This is a genomic window from Paenibacillus sp. FSL K6-1217, from assembly GCF_045040735.1.
Taxonomy (GTDB): Bacteria; Bacillota; Bacilli; order Paenibacillales; family Paenibacillaceae; genus Paenibacillus_AQ.
In genome coordinates, this window is the sequence record NZ_CP150271.1 from 6,284,466 (window position 1) to 6,304,825 (window position 20,360).

The 20,360-nt window shown below is 53.9% G+C and carries 13 protein-coding genes; 10 read left to right on the top strand and 3 right to left on the bottom strand.

The window, feature by feature from the left end:
- Positions 1-57 precede the first annotated feature (57 nt).
- The gene (locus tag MHH28_RS27670) at positions 58-834 is read right to left on the bottom strand and encodes a polysaccharide deacetylase family protein (protein WP_405107646.1); all 777 of its coding nucleotides are present in this window, start codon (positions 832-834) and stop codon (positions 58-60) included.
- 191 nt (positions 835-1,025) lie between these two features.
- Here MHH28_RS27670 and MHH28_RS27675 point away from each other — a divergent pair, with 191 nt between their 5' ends.
- The 3 genes from MHH28_RS27675 to MHH28_RS27685 all read left to right on the top strand — a co-directional run bounded on the left by MHH28_RS27675 (position 1,026) and on the right by MHH28_RS27685 (position 4,917).
- Positions 1,026-2,435 (top strand): deoxyguanosinetriphosphate triphosphohydrolase family protein, encoded by a 1,410-nt coding sequence (locus MHH28_RS27675; RefSeq protein ID WP_405107649.1) that lies wholly within the window; start codon positions 1,026-1,028, stop codon positions 2,433-2,435.
- A gap of 199 nt (positions 2,436-2,634) precedes the next feature.
- Entirely contained in the window at positions 2,635-4,419 is a 1,785-nt protein-coding gene (locus MHH28_RS27680; RefSeq protein WP_405107651.1) for a methyl-accepting chemotaxis protein, read from the top strand.
- Positions 4,420-4,758: 339 nt separating this feature from the next.
- Positions 4,759-4,917, top strand: a complete 159-nt coding sequence (locus MHH28_RS27685) for a hypothetical protein (RefSeq protein WP_405107654.1) — start codon at positions 4,759-4,761, stop codon at positions 4,915-4,917.
- A gap of 432 nt (positions 4,918-5,349) precedes the next feature.
- Here MHH28_RS27685 and MHH28_RS27690 read toward each other — a convergent pair whose 3' ends face one another.
- Complete coding sequence (locus MHH28_RS27690) at positions 5,350-6,306, bottom strand: D-2-hydroxyacid dehydrogenase (RefSeq protein WP_405107657.1); 957 nt, start codon at positions 6,304-6,306, stop codon at positions 5,350-5,352.
- A 90-nt stretch (positions 6,307-6,396) separates the two neighbouring features.
- Between MHH28_RS27690 and thpR the strand changes: the two genes are divergently transcribed.
- Together thpR and MHH28_RS27700 are read left to right on the top strand one after the other, a co-directional pair.
- Positions 6,397-7,002 carry an RNA 2',3'-cyclic phosphodiesterase gene (gene thpR / locus MHH28_RS27695; protein WP_405107659.1) on the top strand — a complete coding sequence of 202 codons (606 nt, stop codon included), beginning with the start codon at positions 6,397-6,399 and terminating at the stop codon, positions 7,000-7,002.
- A gap of 83 nt (positions 7,003-7,085) precedes the next feature.
- Positions 7,086-7,991, top strand: a complete 906-nt coding sequence (locus tag MHH28_RS27700; RefSeq protein ID WP_405107662.1) for a cell wall hydrolase — start codon at positions 7,086-7,088, stop codon at positions 7,989-7,991.
- A 204-nt stretch (positions 7,992-8,195) separates the two neighbouring features.
- Here MHH28_RS27700 and MHH28_RS27705 read toward each other — a convergent pair whose 3' ends face one another.
- A complete protein-coding gene (locus MHH28_RS27705) occupies positions 8,196-9,398 on the bottom strand; it encodes an MGDG synthase family glycosyltransferase (protein ID WP_405107664.1) in 1,203 nt (400 codons plus the stop codon).
- Positions 9,399-9,708: 310 nt separating this feature from the next.
- Between MHH28_RS27705 and MHH28_RS27710 the strand changes: the two genes are divergently transcribed.
- The 5 genes from MHH28_RS27710 (at position 9,709) to MHH28_RS27730 (ending at position 20,351) form a co-directional block, all read left to right on the top strand.
- Positions 9,709-10,284: a TetR/AcrR family transcriptional regulator gene (locus MHH28_RS27710; RefSeq protein ID WP_405107667.1), complete on the top strand. Its 576-nt coding sequence runs from the start codon at positions 9,709-9,711 to the stop codon at positions 10,282-10,284.
- Between the two features lie 234 nt (positions 10,285-10,518).
- A complete protein-coding gene (locus MHH28_RS27715) occupies positions 10,519-12,873 on the top strand; it encodes a YhgE/Pip family protein (RefSeq protein ID WP_405107670.1) in 2,355 nt (784 codons plus the stop codon).
- A 375-nt stretch (positions 12,874-13,248) separates the two neighbouring features.
- Positions 13,249-17,844, top strand: coding sequence for a glutamate synthase large subunit (gene gltB, locus MHH28_RS27720; RefSeq protein ID WP_405107673.1), 4,596 nt, complete (start codon positions 13,249-13,251; stop codon positions 17,842-17,844).
- Between the two features lie 799 nt (positions 17,845-18,643).
- A complete protein-coding gene (locus tag MHH28_RS27725; RefSeq protein ID WP_405107676.1) occupies positions 18,644-19,570 on the top strand; it encodes an ABC transporter ATP-binding protein in 927 nt (308 codons plus the stop codon).
- Entirely contained in the window at positions 19,563-20,351 is a 789-nt protein-coding gene (locus MHH28_RS27730; RefSeq protein ID WP_405107679.1) for an ABC transporter permease, read from the top strand. Before MHH28_RS27725 ends, MHH28_RS27730 begins: the two co-directional genes overlap by 8 nt.
- Positions 20,352-20,360 lie beyond the last annotated feature (9 nt).

Below are 20,360 nucleotides of genomic sequence, written 5' to 3' on the forward strand. Positions count from 1 at the left end.
CTTTATTATGGTCAAGACTACCTTATTTCGTGAACCTGTGCAATCCGGGGAAGCCCCCTAATAAGTCATCTGCCGGTCCGTCTTCGCCTGCTGCACATCGGATAACCCAATCAGCTCCGAGACGGTGACGAACCGGAAGCCCTGCTTCTCCAGCTCGGGGAGAATAATCTTCAGCGCCTCCTTCGTCTGTGACGGTCCGTGGACATGGTCGTGGAACAGGACGATATCGCCGCTTTTGGCATTGCGGATCACTCTGCTTGAGATGTTCCACACGCCGGGCCGGTTCCAGTCGCGGGTATCCTGATGCCAGGACCAGAGCACGGGCTTCAGGCCCATGCTGTTGGACACATCGATTAGGGTCTCGTCATACATTCCGCCCGGCGGTCTGAACAGGCTGCTGTGTCTGCCGGAGATCTTCATAATCTCCTTCTCCGTCAGTGCAAGCTCCTTCTGGATCTGCTCCCCGGAGACGGGCTTTTTGAAATAGACATGATTATAGGTATGGTTCGCCAGCTCATGCCCTTCATTAATGACGCGTCTGGCGACATCGGGATAGGCGGCGATCCGTTTGCCAATTGCAAAAAATGTGCATTTCGCATGATACTCATGCAGAACCTCCAGAATGCTGTCCGTCTCCAGAGGGTCCGGGCCGTCATCGAAGGTCAGCGCAATCACCTTCTGGCTGGTGCGCACTTCCCAGATCATATCGCCCCGCTCTTCATAGTAGTAGCGGTTCTTTGCCTTGTTCGGACTGCCCAGGGCAAGGTCGGAAGGGCTGTGCATCAGCGCCAGTGCTGCAAGAACTGCGGCGGTTATTCGGGTGGCTGTTCTCATGGGTCTCCGGTTCACTCCACACTTGTTTTTATAAGCGGTCCTGCTGCTTAAGTCTTAGAATGCTCTATCCCCCTTGGTAACTATGCATTTGCCGCAGCCTATACGGCGAATTGCATTTTAGAGTGAAAGTTCCGGCGGAAATGACTTATAATAAGTTACTAAATACAGATCAAGGAATAGGGGCAGCGGAGATGACACTGATTGAACAAAGAGAGCATAGACAATATCCCGAAATCACGAAGCTGGAGACCTCCAGAGCCGCATATGAACGCGATTATTCGCGTCTGATCCATTCGCCGACCTTCCGCCGGCTGCAGGGCAAATCCCAGGTGTTCGGAGCCGGAACCGGTGATTACTACCGGACGCGCCTGACCCATTCGCTGGAGGTGGCACAGATCGCCCGTGAAGCGGCCAAGAGCCTGCTGCGTTCGTACCCTGAGGTCGAGACGGCAGCGGCGCAGAATCCGGGACTGGTGATTGACCCCGAGGTCGTGGAATGTGCGGCCATCGCCCATGATTTCGGCCATCCGCCCTTCGGGCATAAGGGAGAGGAAGTGCTGGATAATCTGCTTGAGAAGCTGGTGACCCGCAAGACGGTGGAGGCGGTCGCCAAGTCCGGGGCAGGTCCCGTTCAGCAGCAGACCATTCATGAGAGCATGAAGCGCAAATACGAGCATTTTGAAGGCAACGCCCACAACTTCCGCCTGATCATGTTCCTGGAGAAGCGCGAGAATATCGACGGCCTGAACCTCTCGGATGCGGTGCTGCTGGGCATTAACAAATATCCTTTTCCGGGGACGGTCCTGAAGAAGGGGATGTATCTGCATGAATGGGAGTATATCCACGAGATCCGCAGCCAGTGGGGGATTCCGGAAGGCAAAAAGACGCTGGAAGCGCAGCTGATGGACCTGTGTGACGATATTGCTTATTCGGCGCATGACCTGGAGGACGGCATCAAGGCCGGGAAGATTGAGGTGCACGAGCACTTCATGCATGACGACTACATCCAGCGGCTGATTGTGGAGAAAATCACTACACTTGAGGATGCCTTCTGGTCCGGCTGGAACAAGTCAGCGATCCGCTTCAAGGTGGAGGAGGTGCTGAATTCCTTCCTTCGGGTCTGGAAGGAGAAGATGCCGACCTGCGAGAACGACTATTCCCGCACCCGCCGTGAAGTCAAGGCGTATTGGGTCAGTACCTTTGTCGCCAGCCTCGGCGTGATTGAAGACGGGGACTGGAAGAAGGTCACCTTCATTAAGGAAGGCAGGGAGGATGAGGACATGCTGCGGACCGTCAGTGTGCTCAAAAGCTTCGCCTGGGTAACGATGATCCGCGATCTGCGCGTACAGCGCCTCCAGAAACGGAGCGAGTGGATCCTGCGGCGGCTATGGGAGGCATTCCTTGATCCTGAGACATCACGGAGTATCATCCCTTCAGACTGGCTGCAGCGCTTCGAGAAGGACCAGAAGTCGGCCAGACCGATCTGGACCTGGGAGCATATGGTGACTGATTATATCGCCGGAATGACCGATGCCTTTGCCGAGAAAATCTACAACGAGCTGTACGGGCTGAAGGTCGGTTCGATTTACGATCTGGATTAGACTTATATAGTAGGAACTTTATCTGTCGGCCCTTTGGGCTGGCAGGTAAAACCTTACAGCGTAAGAAACGTGTAAATTTTTAACCGCCTGTTGCCGACATAGTACATATAACCTATTTTTTTTGTTTTTTTATGAAAAATAAATGTAATCAGATGGAAAATGGTGAATCATCCAGATTATTTCAAGGGGGCACACAGGTGTGGGGATAGGTCAGCGACTGAAGGATTTGTTAGGAAAAGGGGGGGATGAAGCAGGCAGGAAGCAGCAGGCGAAGCTGTCCACGGGCAGAAGAGGCATCGGCTTCAAGATCGCCTTGGGGTATGCGGCTCTGGCAGTATTCGTTATGATCAGCGGCGGGGTTTCGCTCTATCAGATGAACAGCATGCAGAAGAACACCGGGAATGTCATTCATAACATCATTCCCGAGCTGAATAAAATTCACAATGTCAATTACCTCACAGAGCATGTTATGGCACTCAGCCTGCAGCATATCCTGAGTACTGACAGCGCGGACAAAAGCGCAATTGCGGAAGAGCGGTCCAAATTCATCAACGAAGTATCGGCTACCTTCAAGGAATATAAAGCCAATCTAAAAGGGGAAAAGGAGCTGGGACAATTAGAGTCGCTCGTCGGGAAATGGGCCGAGTTCTTGACGGTCAACAATCAGGCGATCCTGCTCAGCAGCTCCAATGACGAGAAACTGGCCCTGGAGGTATCGCAGAAGGGGATTGACGCTTTTAATTCCATGCAGGTAGATCTGGATGCGCTGGTAGCACACAGTCAGAAGGATGCTGAGAATGAGGGTGAAATCTCTGCGGAAATTTTCAACACCTCCGTGACGTTAAGTATTGTGACTGTGCTGGCTGCGCTTCTGGTGATTGGTTTGACTAACACGGTTATCCGTAAAACGATTATCAATCCGCTGAAAAGGGTAACTGCGCAGCTGCAGCAGATCTCCAGCGGGGATCTGACGGCGGAAGAGACGCTGATCCGCAACAAGGACGAGATTGGCCTGCTCGCCAAGACTGTAAATGAAACGAACCGCACACTGCTCGAAATGGTCAGCCAGATCCGAAATGTATCCACTATTATTTCGGAGCAGGGCGATGTGCTAATGCATACCATAGCCGAAACCAAGGAAGGCAGCAGCCAGATTGCGCTGACGATGGAAGAGCTGGCCTCAGCCTCCGGCAGCCAGGCCGAAGCAGCGGTGGATGCCTCCAAGGCGGTAGAGGAGTTAAATGCGTTAATCGAGAATTTTGCCGGCAGAGGCACGGATCTCTCCAATCATTCAGAGCAAGTGCGGCAAAAGGGTGAAAAGGGCCGGGCGCTCATGGAAAGCTCCGTGGCGCAGATGAACGAGATTGCCGAGACGGTCTCGCAGTCTATGGACACCGTAGAAGAGCTGAACCGCAAGAATGAAGGGATCTTCCATCTGGTGGGGGCCATCCGCAGCATCTCGGAGCAGACCCATCTGCTGGCGATCAATGCCGCCATTGAAGCCGCACGGGCCGGGGACAGCGGACGCGGCTTCGCGGTTGTCGCACAGGAGGTGCGTAAGCTGTCGGAGGATGTGCAGCGGACGGTCTCGGAGATTACCGAGATTACCCAGGGCATCCAGCTCGACTCCAGAACCATGGTAGAGCAGCTGCGCGGCGGGGTAGCCAAGACGGAGCAAGGCAGCCGGCAGATTGTCGAGACCGGGGATGCCCTGGCTGAGATCAACGGCTCGGTCCGCATGATGGCCGTGACTATCGACGAGATGGGCCAAGACCTGCAGCAAATGACCGGTGCCAGCGAGACCATGAACGAGTTCAGCCAGCATATCTCGGCACTCTCCCAGGAATCGGCGGCCGGTGTGGAAGAGACCTCTGCTTCAGCGCATGAGCAGCTCAGCTCGACCACCGCTGTAGCTAACGGCATCGCGGAGCTGAAGCTCCTGCTTACGGAGCTCCGGGAGTCGGTGACCCGATTTAAGGTGTGAGGGGGATAGATTGGACTAAAAGCTTCTCAATGGCGATGCCGCCCGTAACTGCGGTGATATTTGGACTTACGGCCGCTGTTGTTCCCGGATTCCTTGGATTGAACCGCAGTAGCGGTAGAAATCCGGGAACAAAGGCGGACGCTGCCGCTCCTACAGTTCCAAATATCCCCTCCGTTACTCTCATCTAATTGTGGTTACTTCAAGTTCAATCTATTTAGTGATGAAAGTATAACAAGAGCCTCTGCTTAGTTCAGCAGAGGCTCTTTATTGTGCGTGAATTCGTGAATTACTGAATGAACTGAATTGCTGAAATTAGTTGAACGAGTGTACGAGCTGAGCATGTATCGACATGTGGGTGCTGGTGATGCTGTTACTGATGCTGTTGCTGGTGCTAATACTGATGCTGTTGCTGTTGCTGGTGCTAATACTGATGTTGGTGCTGGTGCTGATGCTAATGAGTCCGCTTGGAATCCTGCACAATTTGCAACATTTACCTGATCAATATGAGCTGAATGAGAGATTGTTGCACAAATGTCAGCAATTCTTCTCCAGTTAGCAGATGAAGGGGACAATTCCTGCATTTCATGCAACAATCCGCTCGAATAGCCCAAATTGGCGATGCCCGAGTTGCAATATGTGCAACATTTGGCCGCAAGGGACCGTTAAAACTCTAAACTGTGAGTCTGCGAGGTAACTAAATTGCCATTACTCAACCAATCCACTAGCTCGCCAAGCAACGACGCACCAAGCTACGGCCTGCCAGCCGACCCACTAGCCCTCCAACCCGCCAAGCTACGGCCTGCCAGCCGACCCACTAGCCCGCCAACCCGGAAAGCTACGGCCTGCCAGTCGACCCACTAGCCCGCCAAGCTACGGCCAGCCAGCCAACCCCCCAGCTCTCCAACTCGCCAGCTCAGCCGCGAAAGCAACCTAATACTGGCGGCTGTAGTCTACCAGGTTGCGCGAAGGCTTGCCGGATTCCTGGTAGGCCTTCATGTTCTCAACGAAGATGTCCACTACCCGGTCGGCATAGCGGTCGGTTACCCCGGCACAGTGAGGGGTGATGATGACCTGCTCCATGCCCCAGAGCGGGTGATCCTCCGGCAGCGGCTCGGTCTCGAATACATCAAGGCCCGCCCCGGCCAGCTGGCCGCTGTTCAGTGCAGCGATCAGGTCGTCCGTATGAGTGGTCACTCCCCGGCCAATATTAATGTAGTATGCTCCCTGCTTGCAGGCGGAGAAGACTTCGGCATCGAACAGGCCGCGTGTCTCATCGGTGAGCGGCAGCGTGTTGACTACGAAGTCCGCCCCGCGGACGGAGTCCTTCAGCTCCCCGGTGGTGAAGATCTGGTCGAAGTTCTCCACCGGCCGGCCGGAGCGGCTGACGCCGACCGTTTTCATCCGAAAGGCTTTGGCTATCCGGGCGGTCTCGCTGCCGATGGCGCCGGTTCCGGCGATGACGATAGTCTTGCCGGTCAGCTCACTCTCCTGCCCGTCCGAGTGCCAGCGGCGGTTCTGCTGGTTGCGGATTGCCGTATGCATATTGCGTGTGAACATCAGCATGAAGCTGAGGATGACAGCGGTAATCGGCTCAGCATGCACACCGCTGGCGTTCGTCAGCAGGATCTCGCGTTCCTTCAAGGCGTCGAGCGGAAGCTTCTCTACTCCGGCGGACCAGGCTTGTACCCAGCGGAGCGGCGAGCCCTGCCGCAGCACAGTGTCACGGATGCCTTTGCCCCAGCCGATTATAATCTCTGCGCCGGAGAGCAGCTCCAGATCAGGGTTCCTGGAATCTCCAAGGGTAAGGGTGTACTCTTGTGCAGCGGCGCGGATCCGCTCCTGCTGAGCAGAGGACAGCTGCTGCATACAAACGATGGATTTAGTCATGTTGGTTCCCTCCTGTTCTACATTTCAGTAGAGAAATGGACGATAAGTATAGATAAGCATAACAAATCTGTCTGGAAAGGTGAAATACGTATGAGCCATTTGGACCCTGAGCAAGAAATAGAGCGCCTGTTTGTTGCGGTGCCGCTGCCGGATATGCTGCTTGAATATATGAAAAATGAGTCTGCCCGTGTGTCCTCTGTTCTTAATTTTGCGAGATGGACACATTTCCAAGATTTCCATATTACGCTGCAATTTCTTGGAGATACCCCCAGGGAACATATTCCAGCTCTGTACGAGGCCCTTCGGAAGGTCGCACAGTCAAGTAAAGGCTTTCAGCTGAAGCTCGGAGAATGGGGCACCTTCGGCCTGCCAGACTCGCCAAGAGTACTCTGGACGGGGGTTTCCGGCGAATTGGAGCCGCTGAAGGAGCTGCAGAATAAGGTGGTTTCAGCGACCCGGCCCTTAGGGTATACCCCGGAGATGCGAACGTACAATCCCCATTTGACAGTCGCCCGCAAATACCGGGGGAAAGATCCGTTTACGCTGGAGCAGCTGGAAAATATACGGATGGAGAGCCAGCCTCCGGGTCAGTTACTTCCAGACAAAGGCTGGACGGTAGATGCTTTTGTGGTGTATGCTACCAGGATGCATGCCATTCCTATGTATGAAATGACTGAAAAATTTACATTTTTCTAACTATAAAATCGACAAGAAAGTTTTCAAAGCTTCCATTTTCGGTTACATACAATAGGAATGTGCCGTAAAATAGGAGGTAAAACATGTTGATTTTCAAACAGAGCCGCTATATTGCGCTGCTGGTTGGTGTAATCCTAGTGTCTTTCTCAGCGATAAGTTTGATGAACCCCGAAGGATCTGCTGCTACCGGGGAGAATGTAATAGAAATGGGTAAGCTGAATTCTGCAAGCCATCAGTCTGTGGAGCAGCTTATTCCGCAAGCCGCATCCGTCCTGCACAGGACAAGCCATTCAACCGAAATGATGATTACGCCCATGCTCTACACCACAGCTGCCAAGCCGGCCCATACCTGGACCCGCACGGTGAGTGCTGGATGGTTAAGTCCCGAGAAGCTGCAGCTCAAGGATGCAGCCAAGAAGACTTCCATTCCGGCCAAACCTAAGGTAACTGTGGTGAAGGCATCGCCGCCAGCGGCGCCAGCGCCGAAGATCGCGGCAACGGGGACGAAGAGTGTTAAACCAGGCAAGGCTGTAACTCAGCAACATCCCCCCGCAACATTGTTCTTCTCCCGGACCAAGCTACTACCCAAGGAGCAGCAAGCTGAAGCTACCTGGAGCTACGCCGTATCCGGAGAAGACCTGCATCTGCTGCAAAAAATCGTCATGGCAGAGGCAGAAGGCGAACCGTACAAGGGCAAGGTGGCAGTTGCCAACGTTGTTCTAAACCGGCTGCGGTCAGCCAATTTTCCCGACACAATTAGAGAAGTTATCTATCAGAAAAGACAATTCAGTCCTGTGGCCAACGGGCGTCTTAAACGCGTGAAGCCGAATGCCGACAGTATTAAGGCTGTGAATGCAGCACTTATGGGGGTCAAAGAAGTTACGGATGATACGTATTTCTTCCTGTCCCTGACACTGGCACAGGATCTGACCGTGCATCATTCACGGACGCTGGCCAAGACGATCGGCAATCATACCTTTTATAAATAATATGGGTTCTTCCTTAAACCAAAAGATCTTATCCGCCAGAGGCTATACGTCTATTCAGTTACAGCTATTTGACGCAGCCGGAAGACACATCTGTACTGCTGGCTCCGATGCCTTGTCAGGCCCGCGGCGCGAAAAGAACCTCCAGCCCCATTTCTATGGGCTGGAGGTTCTTTTGCGTCTTCGTATGAATATCAGGAGAAGTGCTTAAGGGGTGACATAGACGGCTTCTTCACTACGCACCTTGGGCGGCGGCGGCTGGGCACTCCACGCCTCGGAGAAGACCGCTTCCGCAGCAGGCTTGCCCAGCATCTGAAGAATGATGGCGGCGCAGTGCTGCGGCTGCTGGAGGTCCGGAGAAGTCTTACGCTTCTGCGGTCCCCCGAATCCGGCATATTCGCTTAGGAGCATGGAGAACCATTTGTCCACGACTCCCGGATCAAGCATCTCTGCCAGTCCCAGCTCGACGAAATACTGGCTGTTCTTCTCTTCCTGTCCTGGAATGGCGTTATAGAACAGCATAGGGATGCCCTTGGCCTGGCCTTCCGTGCAGGTCATTCCGCCGGGCTTCGTAATCAGCAGATCGGAGGCATCCATCAGCTTGTTAATCTCACTGCTGTACCCGAGAATCCTTACGTTGGGATGGTTCAGCAGGGGGTTGCTCTCCATTTTGGCGATCGCCTTGTCGTTGCTGCCCATACAGAAAATAAGCTGGATCTCATCGATCCGGGCGGTGAGCGAGTTCATAATATCCTTGCCGAACATCAGACCCCAGCCGCCGCCCATGATAAGCGCGGTCGGGATGTCGGCGAGACCCAGCTCTTTGCGCAGCTTAGTCTTGCTATAGGACTCCCAGAATTTCGGATGCACCGGAATCCCGGTCACCGTTACCAGCTCGGAGGGGACGCCGCGTCCCGTAAGAATCGATTTGACCTTAGAAGTCGATACCAGATAACGGTTGGCTTCCGCATTCACCCAGCTTCCGTGGGCATCATAATCCGTAATCAGCGTATAGAACGGCACATCGAGCCCCTGGCGCTTCAGCCTGGAGATGACCGCAGCGGGAATCGGATGAGTGCAGATAATCAGATCCGGCCGCAGCTGCTCAATGACCTGGGAGGCATGGGTATAAAAAATCCGGTGAAGGGCCAGCTTGGTCAACCGGTTCAGCGATTTATGATATTGGGTCTTATACATCATGCCGACCAGCTTCGGCTGGCTGCTGACAGTTTTACGGTAAGCGGAAAGAATCCAAGGAGCGACCGTAGGATTCAGGAATTTCCCGAGCTCGAAGACCCGGCACTGAACATCGGGGTTCAGCAGTCGTATTCCTTCAGCCAGAGCATAGGCTGCCCCTGTATGGCCCGTGCCGAAGCCTTCCGAAAACAGCAGTACTCTTTTCTTTCGCATAAGTTCACCTGCAACTTTCCATTATAGATAGGTTTAATAGATATCTTCATTAGTCCACTGGAGTCCATTTTACGGTTATTCGCTTACCTGCTACTCCTAATATTATACTAGGGATTTTGCTTCTTTTCTCACATTATACAAATAAGACGTAAATAGAAAGTTAAAACACTGCAATAAAATAAAAAAAATTAAGCAAAGGTATTGCAATGGCATAGGCAAAGTGATAAAGTTGGTCTTGACCGAGTGACCGGATCAGTAAATTGGTCAGTATGAGAAGTGCAGGCAATCCTTAAGGAAAGGGAGTGTATGAATGGCTGTGGTAGATCGAAGGCAGCAGGTGCTGCAGGCGGCGACGAAGTCTTTTTCATTATTCGGCTATAAGGCAACAACAATGGATCAGGTCGCTAAGATTGCCAATGTCGGCAAAGGGACGATTTACACCTTTTTTACGAACAAGGAGCAGTTATTTGATGAAATCCTGCGGGACGTCATCACCGAGATGAAAATGATCGCCGAGCGGGAGATTAGGCGCGATAAGCCGTTTTTTGATAATCTGCACCGCGTGCTGGATGCCCTGCTGGAATTTCGCAGCGAACACGAGCTATTCATCAAGCTGTCCCAGGAGAGTCTGGATTTCGGAACGCCGCAGGCTGGTGAAGGACTCGACAAGATCGAGAGTGTGGTGCTTGAATATCTGGAACGGGAGGTGGAGCAGGCCATTCGCCAAGGGGAAATCAAACCCTGCGATCCCCAGATTGTGTCGGTGGTAATGTTCAGGCTATATATCGCGCTTACTGCTGAGCTGAGCAAGGTACATGTGCCGTTGACCAAAGAGCAGATTAAGCATTACTTTCATCTGTTTTTGGCAGAGGGGCTGTCACAGTAGAAGATAAGTCCGGTATAGGGATGGCGTCCTTTGCAGCTGCGCTTTCCCTGGTTAGGATCGGACGGGATGAGGCGGAAAGTTCTTCTGAACAGGATAGACCCATTTTTTTTGTCTTTGATTGACCGAATGAGGAAAACAGTCATCCAGTGTTACTGTAATATTCACGAAACTATCATTTCAAAGCAAGCAACGTACTTTCAAGAGAGAGCATATGATCATAAGGAGAGAACCAGAATGAAATCTTTATCCGTGTTTATGAAGGATCTTGGCGCGGTATTCAAGAATCCGAAGATGCGTATTTCCATGTTTGCCATTCTATTTATTCCTGTTCTGTACAGCGGATTGTTCCTGAAGGCATTCTGGGACCCTTACGGTAAAATGAACGAGCTTCCGGTAGCTGTTGTCAACCAGGATAAAGGTGCTGATTATGAAGGCACCAAGCTGAGCGCCGGAGAGGATCTGGTTGCAGAGCTGAAGAAGACGGACGGGTTCAAGTGGAATTTCGTCAGCCGGGAGCAGGCGGAAGCCGGACTTGCCGACAATACCTATTATATGGCGATTGTGGTCCCCGAAGACTTCTCGGCTAAGGCCACTACTCTGCTGGATGCAGATCCGCAGCCGGCCAAGATCATCTACGAGCCGAATGAAGGCTACAACTTCCTGGCGGGCCAGATTGGCGGCACGGCCGTGAAGGATATCAAGAGCAAGGTATCCGCCAAGATTACGGAAGCTTACACCAGTTCTGTGTTTGATAAAATCACCAAAATCGCAGACGGTCTGGGCGAAGCCGGAGACGGTGCGGCCAAGATTGCGGACGGCGCCACCAAGCTGGATGACGGCGCTCTGAAGCTGAAGGACAACCTGGTTGTCCTGACCGAAGGCACCGGCAAGCTGCTGGACGGTGTAGCGCCGCTTACCCAGGGCGTGAGTGATCTGAACAACGGAGCAGCCGCGCTGAAGACCGGCAGCAGCACGCTCGCCGGAGGACTGCAACAGCTGTCCGCAGCGCATAAGCAGCTGCAGGATGGGGTTACGCAGTCGGCAGCAGGCAGCAAGCAGCTGAATGCCGGACTGCAGAAGACAGCAGCCGGAACGGCTTCATTGCAGGCTGGAACACAGTCGGCTGTAGTCGGCACCGAGAAGCTGCAGACAGGTACGAAGGCGGTGGTTGACGGCAGCGCGAAGCTTGCTGCCGGATTAAGCTCCTCCGCCGAGGGCAGTGCGAAGCTTGAAGCCGGGCTTACGGCTTCGAAGGACGGCAGTGCGAAGACAGCAGCCGGAGCCAAGGCAGTAGCCGATGGGCTGCAGGCGCTGGCGAAGTCGAATCCGCAGCTGGCAGCGAGCCCTGAGGTGCAGAAGCTGGTGGCGGCAAGCGCGGCTGTAGCTGCGGGCACGGCGCAGCTGGACCAGGGCCAGCAGCAGCTCCTGAGCGGAGCTGCCGCCCTGAACAGCGGCCAGACGCAGCTGCTTGAAGGAGCGAATCAGCTGCACAGCGGTTCACAGCAGCTGGATGCAGGGGTAGGCCAGCTGCATGACGGAGCGCAGAAGCTCTACGCAGGCAGCACGCAGCTGCTGGATGGCCAGAAGCAGCTGGCAGCAGGTGCAGGCGCACTGGAGAACGGCGGCGCGAAGCTGGCCGCAGGCATGAAGCAGTTCGGCGCGAAGCTGGACGAAGCTGCAGCGGGCGGCGTGAAGCTGGCAGACGGCGGCCGGGCGCTTGAAGCCGGCACCACGAAACTGCTGGCTGGCGCAGGCAAGCTTGGTAGCGGCCTTAGCACGGTAGCCGATGGCTCGAAGAAGCTGAGTGACGGAGCAGGGCAACTGAAGGATGGCCTCGATGAGCTGAAGACAGGCTCCGGTGAGCTGGCAAGCAAGCTGGGCGATGCGGCTTCACAGACCCAATCGGTGAACAAGACCGACGGGCTGGTATCCATGTTCGCCCAGCCGGTACAGATCGAAGAAGTGAAGGTTAACAAGGTGCCTAACTACGGTACAGGATTCGCTCCTTACTTCCTGTCCCTCGGATTGTTCGTAGGTGCTCTGATCTGTACGATTGTTATCCCTATGCGTGATTCCGAAGTCATTGGAGCCAGCCGGTTCAACCGGTTCATGAGCCGTACCCTTACGTTCTCCATGATGAGTGTGCTTCAGGCACTGCTGGCTGTCCTGATCGTCTTGTATGGTCTCGGACTTGAAGTACAGAATGTACCTTTGTTCTACGCCTTCTCGTTCATTACCAGTCTGGCCTTCATGTGGATGATTCAAGCGATTGTTACTTGGCTGGATCAGCCGGGCCGCTTCGTAGTCATTCTGATTCTGATCTTCCAGTTGACTACAAGCGCAGGAACCTTCCCGTTGGAGCTGATTCCGGGCTGGATGAAGTTCTTTAATCCGCTGCTGCCGATGACTTACAGTGTCAAAGGCTTCAAGGCAGTAATCTCTACCGGAGACTTTGGCTCCATGTGGGCCGATGCAGGAACGCTTGGCGCTTATGGAATAATATTCCTGTCTCTTACCTTCACCTACTTCATGACCCGTGACCGCGGCAATGAAGCTGTGCTGAAAAGTGAACAAGTTTTGACTGTATAAAGCAACATTTTTCTTTGTACAACATACGGACCAGAAGCGCCTCCTTAGGGGGCGTTTTTGGTTTGTCTTTAAATATAAACGGCTAACGGAAGTGTCGTCTTCAGGGCGGGAAAAGGCTTGAAACGCTTTCAATGCATAAGCGCTTATTCGCCATTTATGCATAATTATGCATTCTACGGATTTTTTACGCTTCTACCCGCTAAAGCTGCGCTGCAAAAGCAAATGTTAATCAAGCTCATAAAAAAGTTTAAATTGCGCTGATGTCAGCACGATGATAAAATAATAACACCAATTCTGCCTGAATAATTATTAAGATTTTCCGCTGAAAAATTTTCCTGGAATTCCGTCTACTTTATAATAGAGAGGTTGCATGTGATGAAACACACTGAACTGCCCGGCAAACAGGGCCTTTATGATCCCCAGTTCGAAAAAGACGCTTGCGGCATGGGATTTGTCGCGCATATAAAAGGCAAGCCGTCCCATGATATTGTCAGTAATGCACTGACTATGCTCTTCAATATGGAGCACCGGGGAGGCCAGGGAAGCGAGCCGAACTCTGGAGACGGAGCCGGCATTATGCTCCAGATTCCTCACCGTTTCTTTGCCGGCGAAGCCGCGAAGCTGGGCTTTGAGCTTCCGCAGCAGGGCCATTATGGCGTGGGCATGATCTTTCTGTCTCATAACGAGGAGATCCGGGCCCGCCACGAGGCGCTTCTCAGCGAGATTATCGCTGAAGAGGGCCAGCAGGTACTCGGTTACCGCGATGTCCCGACCTTTGACGAAATGCTCGGCAAGACGGCCAAGGCTGCGAAGCCATATGTACGTCAGGTATTTATCGGCCGCTCGGAGGGAATCCAGGATGACCTGTCCTTCGAACGCAAGCTGTATGTGATCCGCAAACGGGCAGAGCTGGCGATCCGCTACGGCGGGGCAGAAGAGGGTGAATCCTTCTATGTGCCGAGTCTCTCCTGCAAGAAGATCGTGTACAAAGGCATGCTGACAACCGTACAAGTAGGACAGTTCTATATGGACCTTCAGGACGAAACTCTGGAATCGGCGATAGCGCTGGTCCACTCCCGCTTCAGTACCAACACCTTCCCGAGCTGGGAACGTGCCCACCCGTACCGCTTCATGATCCACAATGGTGAGATCAATACCCTTCGCGGCAATGTGAACTGGATGCATGCCCGCCAGTCGCTGTTCAAGAGTGAGATGTTCGGAGAAGACATCAGCAAGGTTAAGCCGGTAGTGAACCCGGACGGCTCCGATACTGCAATGTTCGATAATACCTTTGAATTCCTTTACCTGAGCGGACGCTCCCTGCCCCATGTGGCGATGATGATGGTTCCTGAGCCTTGGAGCAATCACGACAGTATGGACGAGAAGAAGAAAGCCTTCTATGAATACCACAGTACCCTGATGGAACCGTGGGACGGGCCTGCCGCAATGGGCTTCACCGACGGTGTGCAGATCGGGGCTGTCCTCGACCGTAACGGCTTGCGCCCTGCGCGTTACTATGTCACCAAAGATGATCTGATTATTCTCTCCTCTGAAGCGGGTGTCCTCGACATTCCGGCAGAAGATGTACTATACAAAGACCGGCTGAGACCGGGCCGCATGCTGCTCGTGGATACGAAGCAGGGACGGATTATCTCGGACGAAGAGGTAAAAGCCGAGATCGCCTCCGAACAGCCGTATCAAGAGTGGCTGGATGAGCATCTGATCGGCCTCGATCAGCTCCCGGATGCACCGGAGCTGCCGAATCCGAAGCATGATAATGTGCAGCAGCTGCAGCAGTCCTTCGGCTATACCTTCGAGGATCTGCGCAAGGTGCTGGAGCCTATGGCCTCCACAGGCGCCGAAGCTGTCGGTTCCATGGGTTACGATTCCCCGCTGGCGGTGCTGTCAGACCGTCCGCAGCGCCTGTACAATTACTTCAAGCAGATGTTCGCCCAGGTCACCAACCCGCCGATTGATGCCATCCGTGAAGAGCTGGTAACGTCTACGGCGACTACGATCGGGCCTGAACGCAACCTGCTGAAGGCGGAGCCGGAGAGCTGCCGGCAGATCTCGCTGGATTCTCCGATTCTCTCGAACGAGGATTTCGCCAAAATCCGCCATGTCCGCCGTGCGGGCTTCAAGTCGATGTCCATTCCGATTCTCTTCCCGGCGGAGCTGGGGGCAGAGGGGCTGCGAATTGCGCTTGACCGGATGAATGAGGCGGCAGACCGCGTCATGGCCAAGGGCCATAATATTCTTATTCTCTCCGACCGGGGGGTAGACCGTGAGAATGCGGCCATTCCGGCACTACTGGCAGTCTCAAGCCTGCATCACCATCTGATCCGCTCGGGAACCCGGACCAAGGTCAGCATTCTGCTGGAGTCCGGCGAACCGCGTGAAGTTCATCATTATGCGCTTCTGCTGGGGTATGGTGTCAGTGCGGTCAATCCTTACCTGGCCTTCGAGAGTCTGGATGACATGATCAGCCAGGGCCTGCTGCGCGGGATCTCGCATGAGAAGGCTGTGAAGAACTATATCAAGGCAGCTACGAAGAGTGTGGTCAAAATTCTGTCCAAAATGGGGATCTCCACCATTCAGTCCTATCGCGGCGCGCAGATATTTGAAGCAGTCGGCCTGAATTCGGAGTTCGTGGACCGTTACTTCACCTGGACGCCTTCACGGATCGGCGGGATTGGCCTTGCGGAAGTGGCTCAAGAAGCGCTTGCCAGCCATAACCGCGCCTTCACCGACAAGGACGGCAATGATAAGGTGCTGGACTCCGGCGGTGAATACCAATGGCGCAGCGACGGGGAAGAGCATCTGTTCAACCCGCAGACCATTCATCTGCTGCAGCACTCCGTGCGCAGCGGTGATTATGAGATGTACAAGAAGTATGCGGCGCTCGTTCAGGGCGAAAGCGAGAAGCACCAGACGCTGCGCTCGATGCTGCAATTCAAGAGCGTAGGTGCCCCGGTATCGCTGGATGAGGTAGAATCGGCTGAATCGATCATGAAACGCTTCAAGACCGGCGCGATGTCCTTCGGCTCGATCAGCAAGGAAGCGCATGAGACGCTGGCCATTGCGATGAACCGCATCGGCGGCAAGAGCAACACCGGTGAAGGCGGGGAAGATCCGGCGCGCTTCATTCCGGATGCTAACGGCGATTCCCGCCGCAGTGCGATCAAGCAGGTGGCCTCAGGACGGTTCGGCGTCACCTCGAACTATCTGGTCAATGCCGACGAGATTCAGATCAAGATGGCGCAGGGCGCCAAGCCGGGGGAAGGCGGACAGCTTCCGGGCCGCAAGGTGTACCCTTGGGTTGCAGAGGTCCGCGGTTCAACAGCAGGCGTGGGACTGATCTCGCCGCCGCCGCATCATGATATTTATTCCATCGAGGATCTGGCAGAGCTGATCTATGATCTGAAGAATGCCAATCCGCGTGCAAGTATTAACGTGAAGCTCGTCTCTGAAGTCGGAGTAGGTACCATTGCCGCAGGTGTGGCTAAGGGCCGCGCCGATATCATCCTGATCAGCGGTTATGACGGCGGTACCGGCGCTTCGCCGATGAACTCTATCCGTCATGCCGGACTGCCTTGGGAGCTGGGCCTGGCGGAGACTCACCAGACGCTCATGCTGAATAACCTGCGCGACCGTGTCGTGCTGGAGACTGACGGCAAGATGCTCAGCGGACGCGACCTCGCGGTAGCTGTCCTGCTGGGTGCCGAAGAATACGGCTTCGCTACTGCACCGCTGGTAGCCGTAGGCTGTATCATGATGCGTGTATGCCAGATGGACACCTGTCCGGTTGGCGTAGCTACCCAGAACCCTGAGCTTCGCAAGAACTTCATGGGTGATCCGCAGCATGTAGTGAACTTCATGACCTTCGTAGCGCAGGATCTGCGCGAGATTATGGCAGAGCTGGGCTTCCGGACCATTGAAGAGATGGTCGGCCGTACCGATTGTCTTGATGCGGTTAAGGCATCTGCGCACTGGAAGAAGAAGGGCGTCGATCTGAGCAGCCTGCTGCACATTCCGGCTATGCCGGAAGGAAGCACACGCTTCCGCAGCAAATTCCAGAACCACGGTCTGGAAGAGACCCTGGATATGACGCATCTGCTGGATATTGCTGCACCTGCGCTGGAATCCGGCACGGCAGTGGAAGCTTCCCTGCCGATCACGAACGTGAACCGTGCCGTGGGTACGATTCTCGGCAGTGAGCTGACGCGCAAATACGGCGCAGCCGGATTGCCGGACGATACGATCCGCCTGCATTTCACCGGATCAGCGGGACAGAGTCTGGGCGCATTCGTGCCGAAGGGCATCACGATTACAGTGGAAGGCGACTCGAATGACTATGTCGGCAAAGGGCTGTCCGGAGGCAAGCTGATTATCAGACCTTCGCACAAGGCTACCTTCGCGGCTGAAGATAATATTATCATCGGAAATACGGCGCTGTATGGAGCGACCGGCGGCGAAGCTTATGTGAGCGGCATTGCCGGTGAACGGTTTGCCGTCCGTAACTCCGGGGCGAATGTAGTTGTTGAAGGCGTGGGCGACCACGGCTGCGAATACATGACCGGCGGCCGTGTAGTTGTATTGGGCACCACGGGCCGTAACTTTGCAGCAGGGATGTCGGGCGGTATCGCATATGTATACGATCCTGACAACACCTTCATCAAACGCTGTAACCTGGAGATGGTGCTGCTGGAGCGTGTGGAGGAAGCGGACGAAATCGCTGAGCTGCATGCAATGATCAGTCGCCATACTGAGCTTACGGACAGTAACGCAGGCCGGGCAGTTCTGGATTCGTGGGATGAGGCCCTGCCGAAATTTGCCCGTGTCATTCCGAAGGATTACAAACGGATGCTGGAGCAGATCCGTAAGGTGGAGCAGAACGGCCTGACCGGCGAAGCTGCGCTGATGGCTGCCTTTGAAGCGAATATGCGTGAGCTTGCGCGTGTGGGCGGATAAGACTCTATATTTCATAAGTGATGTGCTCCGGCATTGCCGGAGCATGTCGCTAACCAGGAGGCCGTATCTTTCCATTATGGAAAGATACGGCCTCTCTTGTTCTTCTCTCTTTAGGAAATTATGATATCGTCTGAAGGTGATAAAGTATGCTTATCGTTGTCGATAATAAATGCTCCCTAATCCATCCGCAGGATGCTGGCGCTAGGACGCATGGGCCAATCTATGCGAAAAACAGCACACATTGTGCTGACGCGAGGGTGAACGGGGCAAATGTATGCGAAAAACAGCACACATTGTACTCACACGCAGGCGCGGGTCCCGGATGTATGTGAAAAACAGCATACATTGCGCTCGCACGAGGGGGATGGCCCGGATGTATGTGAAAAACAGCATACATTGCGCTCGCACGAGGGGGATGGCCCTAATGTATGCGAAAAACAGCACACGTTGTGCTATCCCGTTAACCCGTAAGGGTGATTTTGTGTAAAGCCGTTTCCGCTGGATTTCACTGCATTTCTTTCCTAATTTCAGGGAAAAGGGAAGGTGTGGTAAAATATATAAATGGTTGAAACGGGTTTTGGATATAACAATAAAGTGTAAGTAACGGAGGGGAAGTTTGGAACTGGAGGAGCGGAAGCGTCCGCCTTTGTCTCCCGATTTCTACTGCGAATAGCACTGTATATCAAGAAATCGGGAGACAACAGCGGCTGGAAGTCCAAACATTCTCCGCAGTTACGATGGACACTTTAATATTTATTTATGCCCGTTTCACACCAAACCGATGAAAGGAAGTGAAGTTATGCCGAATACGGCAGAAGTGGTAAAGCCTGTAGCCAGCCTGATGGGGGTCACCAAGAAGATCGGCTCCAAAACGCTGATCAGCGACTTGACACTCGACATTCCACCCGGGCAAATCTTCGGATTTCTGGGACCGAACGGAGCCGGTAAAACCACTACCATCCGTATGATGGTAGGACTTATCTCCATTAGCCGCGGGGATATCCTGATCTGCGGAAGAAGCATCAAGGACCATTTTGAAGAGGCCATCGCCAATGTGGGGGCCATCGTAGAGAATCCCGAAATGTACAAATTCCTTACCGGATATCAGAATCTTCGCCAGTATGCCCGCATGGTGCCCGGCGTGACCAAAGAGCGCATCAATGAAGTAGTGGAGCTGGTAGGACTTAGCCAACGCATCAATGACAGAGTCAAAACCTATTCCTTGGGGATGCGCCAGCGGCTGGGGGTGGCCCAGGCCCTGCTGCACCGGCCGAAGCTGCTGATTCTGGATGAGCCGACCAACGGACTCGACCCGCAGGGAATCCGCGAGCTGCGTGATTATCTGCGCAAGCTCTGCAGGGCCGAGGGGACAACCGTGTTTGTCTCCAGCCATCTGCTGTCCGAGATGGAGCTGATGTGCGATAGTGTGGCGATTATCCAGAACGGCCGCCTGATCGATGTGAAGCAGCTTAAGACTGTCGGGGATGCAGCGGTACCGGTGAGCCAGACCTTCTTCGAGGTAGATAACCCTGAGGCTGCGCTTGCGCAAATCGGCCAAGGCGTGATCATGGAAGGCGGAGTAGCTGTGGAAGCGGTCCGGGAAGATATTGCCGAGCTTAATGCGAAGCTGGTAGCTGCCGGAATTAAGGTCTACAGCATCAAGACGCTGTCCCGTTCGCTCGAAGATCAATTCTTGGAAATTACAGGAGGTGAAGGCATTGGGTGAGTTCGCTTCTCTCATACATAATGAGAATATCAAGATATTCAGACGTCTGCGGACATGGATTATGCTGTTTATTCTGGCGCTGATGAGCATGCTGTTTCCGGCGCTGGTTCATTTCACCACGAGTGGCAGTGATGTAATCGGGTTATGGGACAGCTTCCGGACTACTGTTACCATCGCATTTTTCCTGAATACCATCTTCACAGCTCTGGTGGCTGCCGACTCCGTTGCGGGCGAATTCACCTGGGGGACGATTAAGCTGCTGCTGATTCGCCCTTGGAGCCGCTCCAAGATTCTGCTCTCGAAATATATTTCGCTGGTCATCTTCAGCCTCGTCAGCACGGCGGTACTGATTGTATTTGGCTATGGCTCCGCCTTTATTTTCTCTTCCTCGGCGACTGGGATTACGGGGGATACGGTAATGAGCTGGGGGCAGGGAGAATATGTCTTCATGCTGATTCTGTGCAGCTATATAGAGCTGTTCCTGACAGCCGCCATTGCCTTCATGATCTCCAGTGTATTCCGTTCCAGCGGCCTTGCGATTGTGCTGTCGCTGTCCATCATGTTCACCAAGGATATCTTTATCGCCATCTTCAACCCGGAACGGTATGAGTGGGCGAACTATCTGATTTTTGCCCACATGAATCTTAGCAACTATCTGGTGTCGGATACCGGTCCCGGAGGAGCAACGCTGGGATTCGCCATTGCCGTACTGGCTGTGTATTATGTTATTTTCATGGCGGTATCCTGGATTGTGTTCCGTAAAAGGGATGTAGCAGCGTAAGCGTACAGG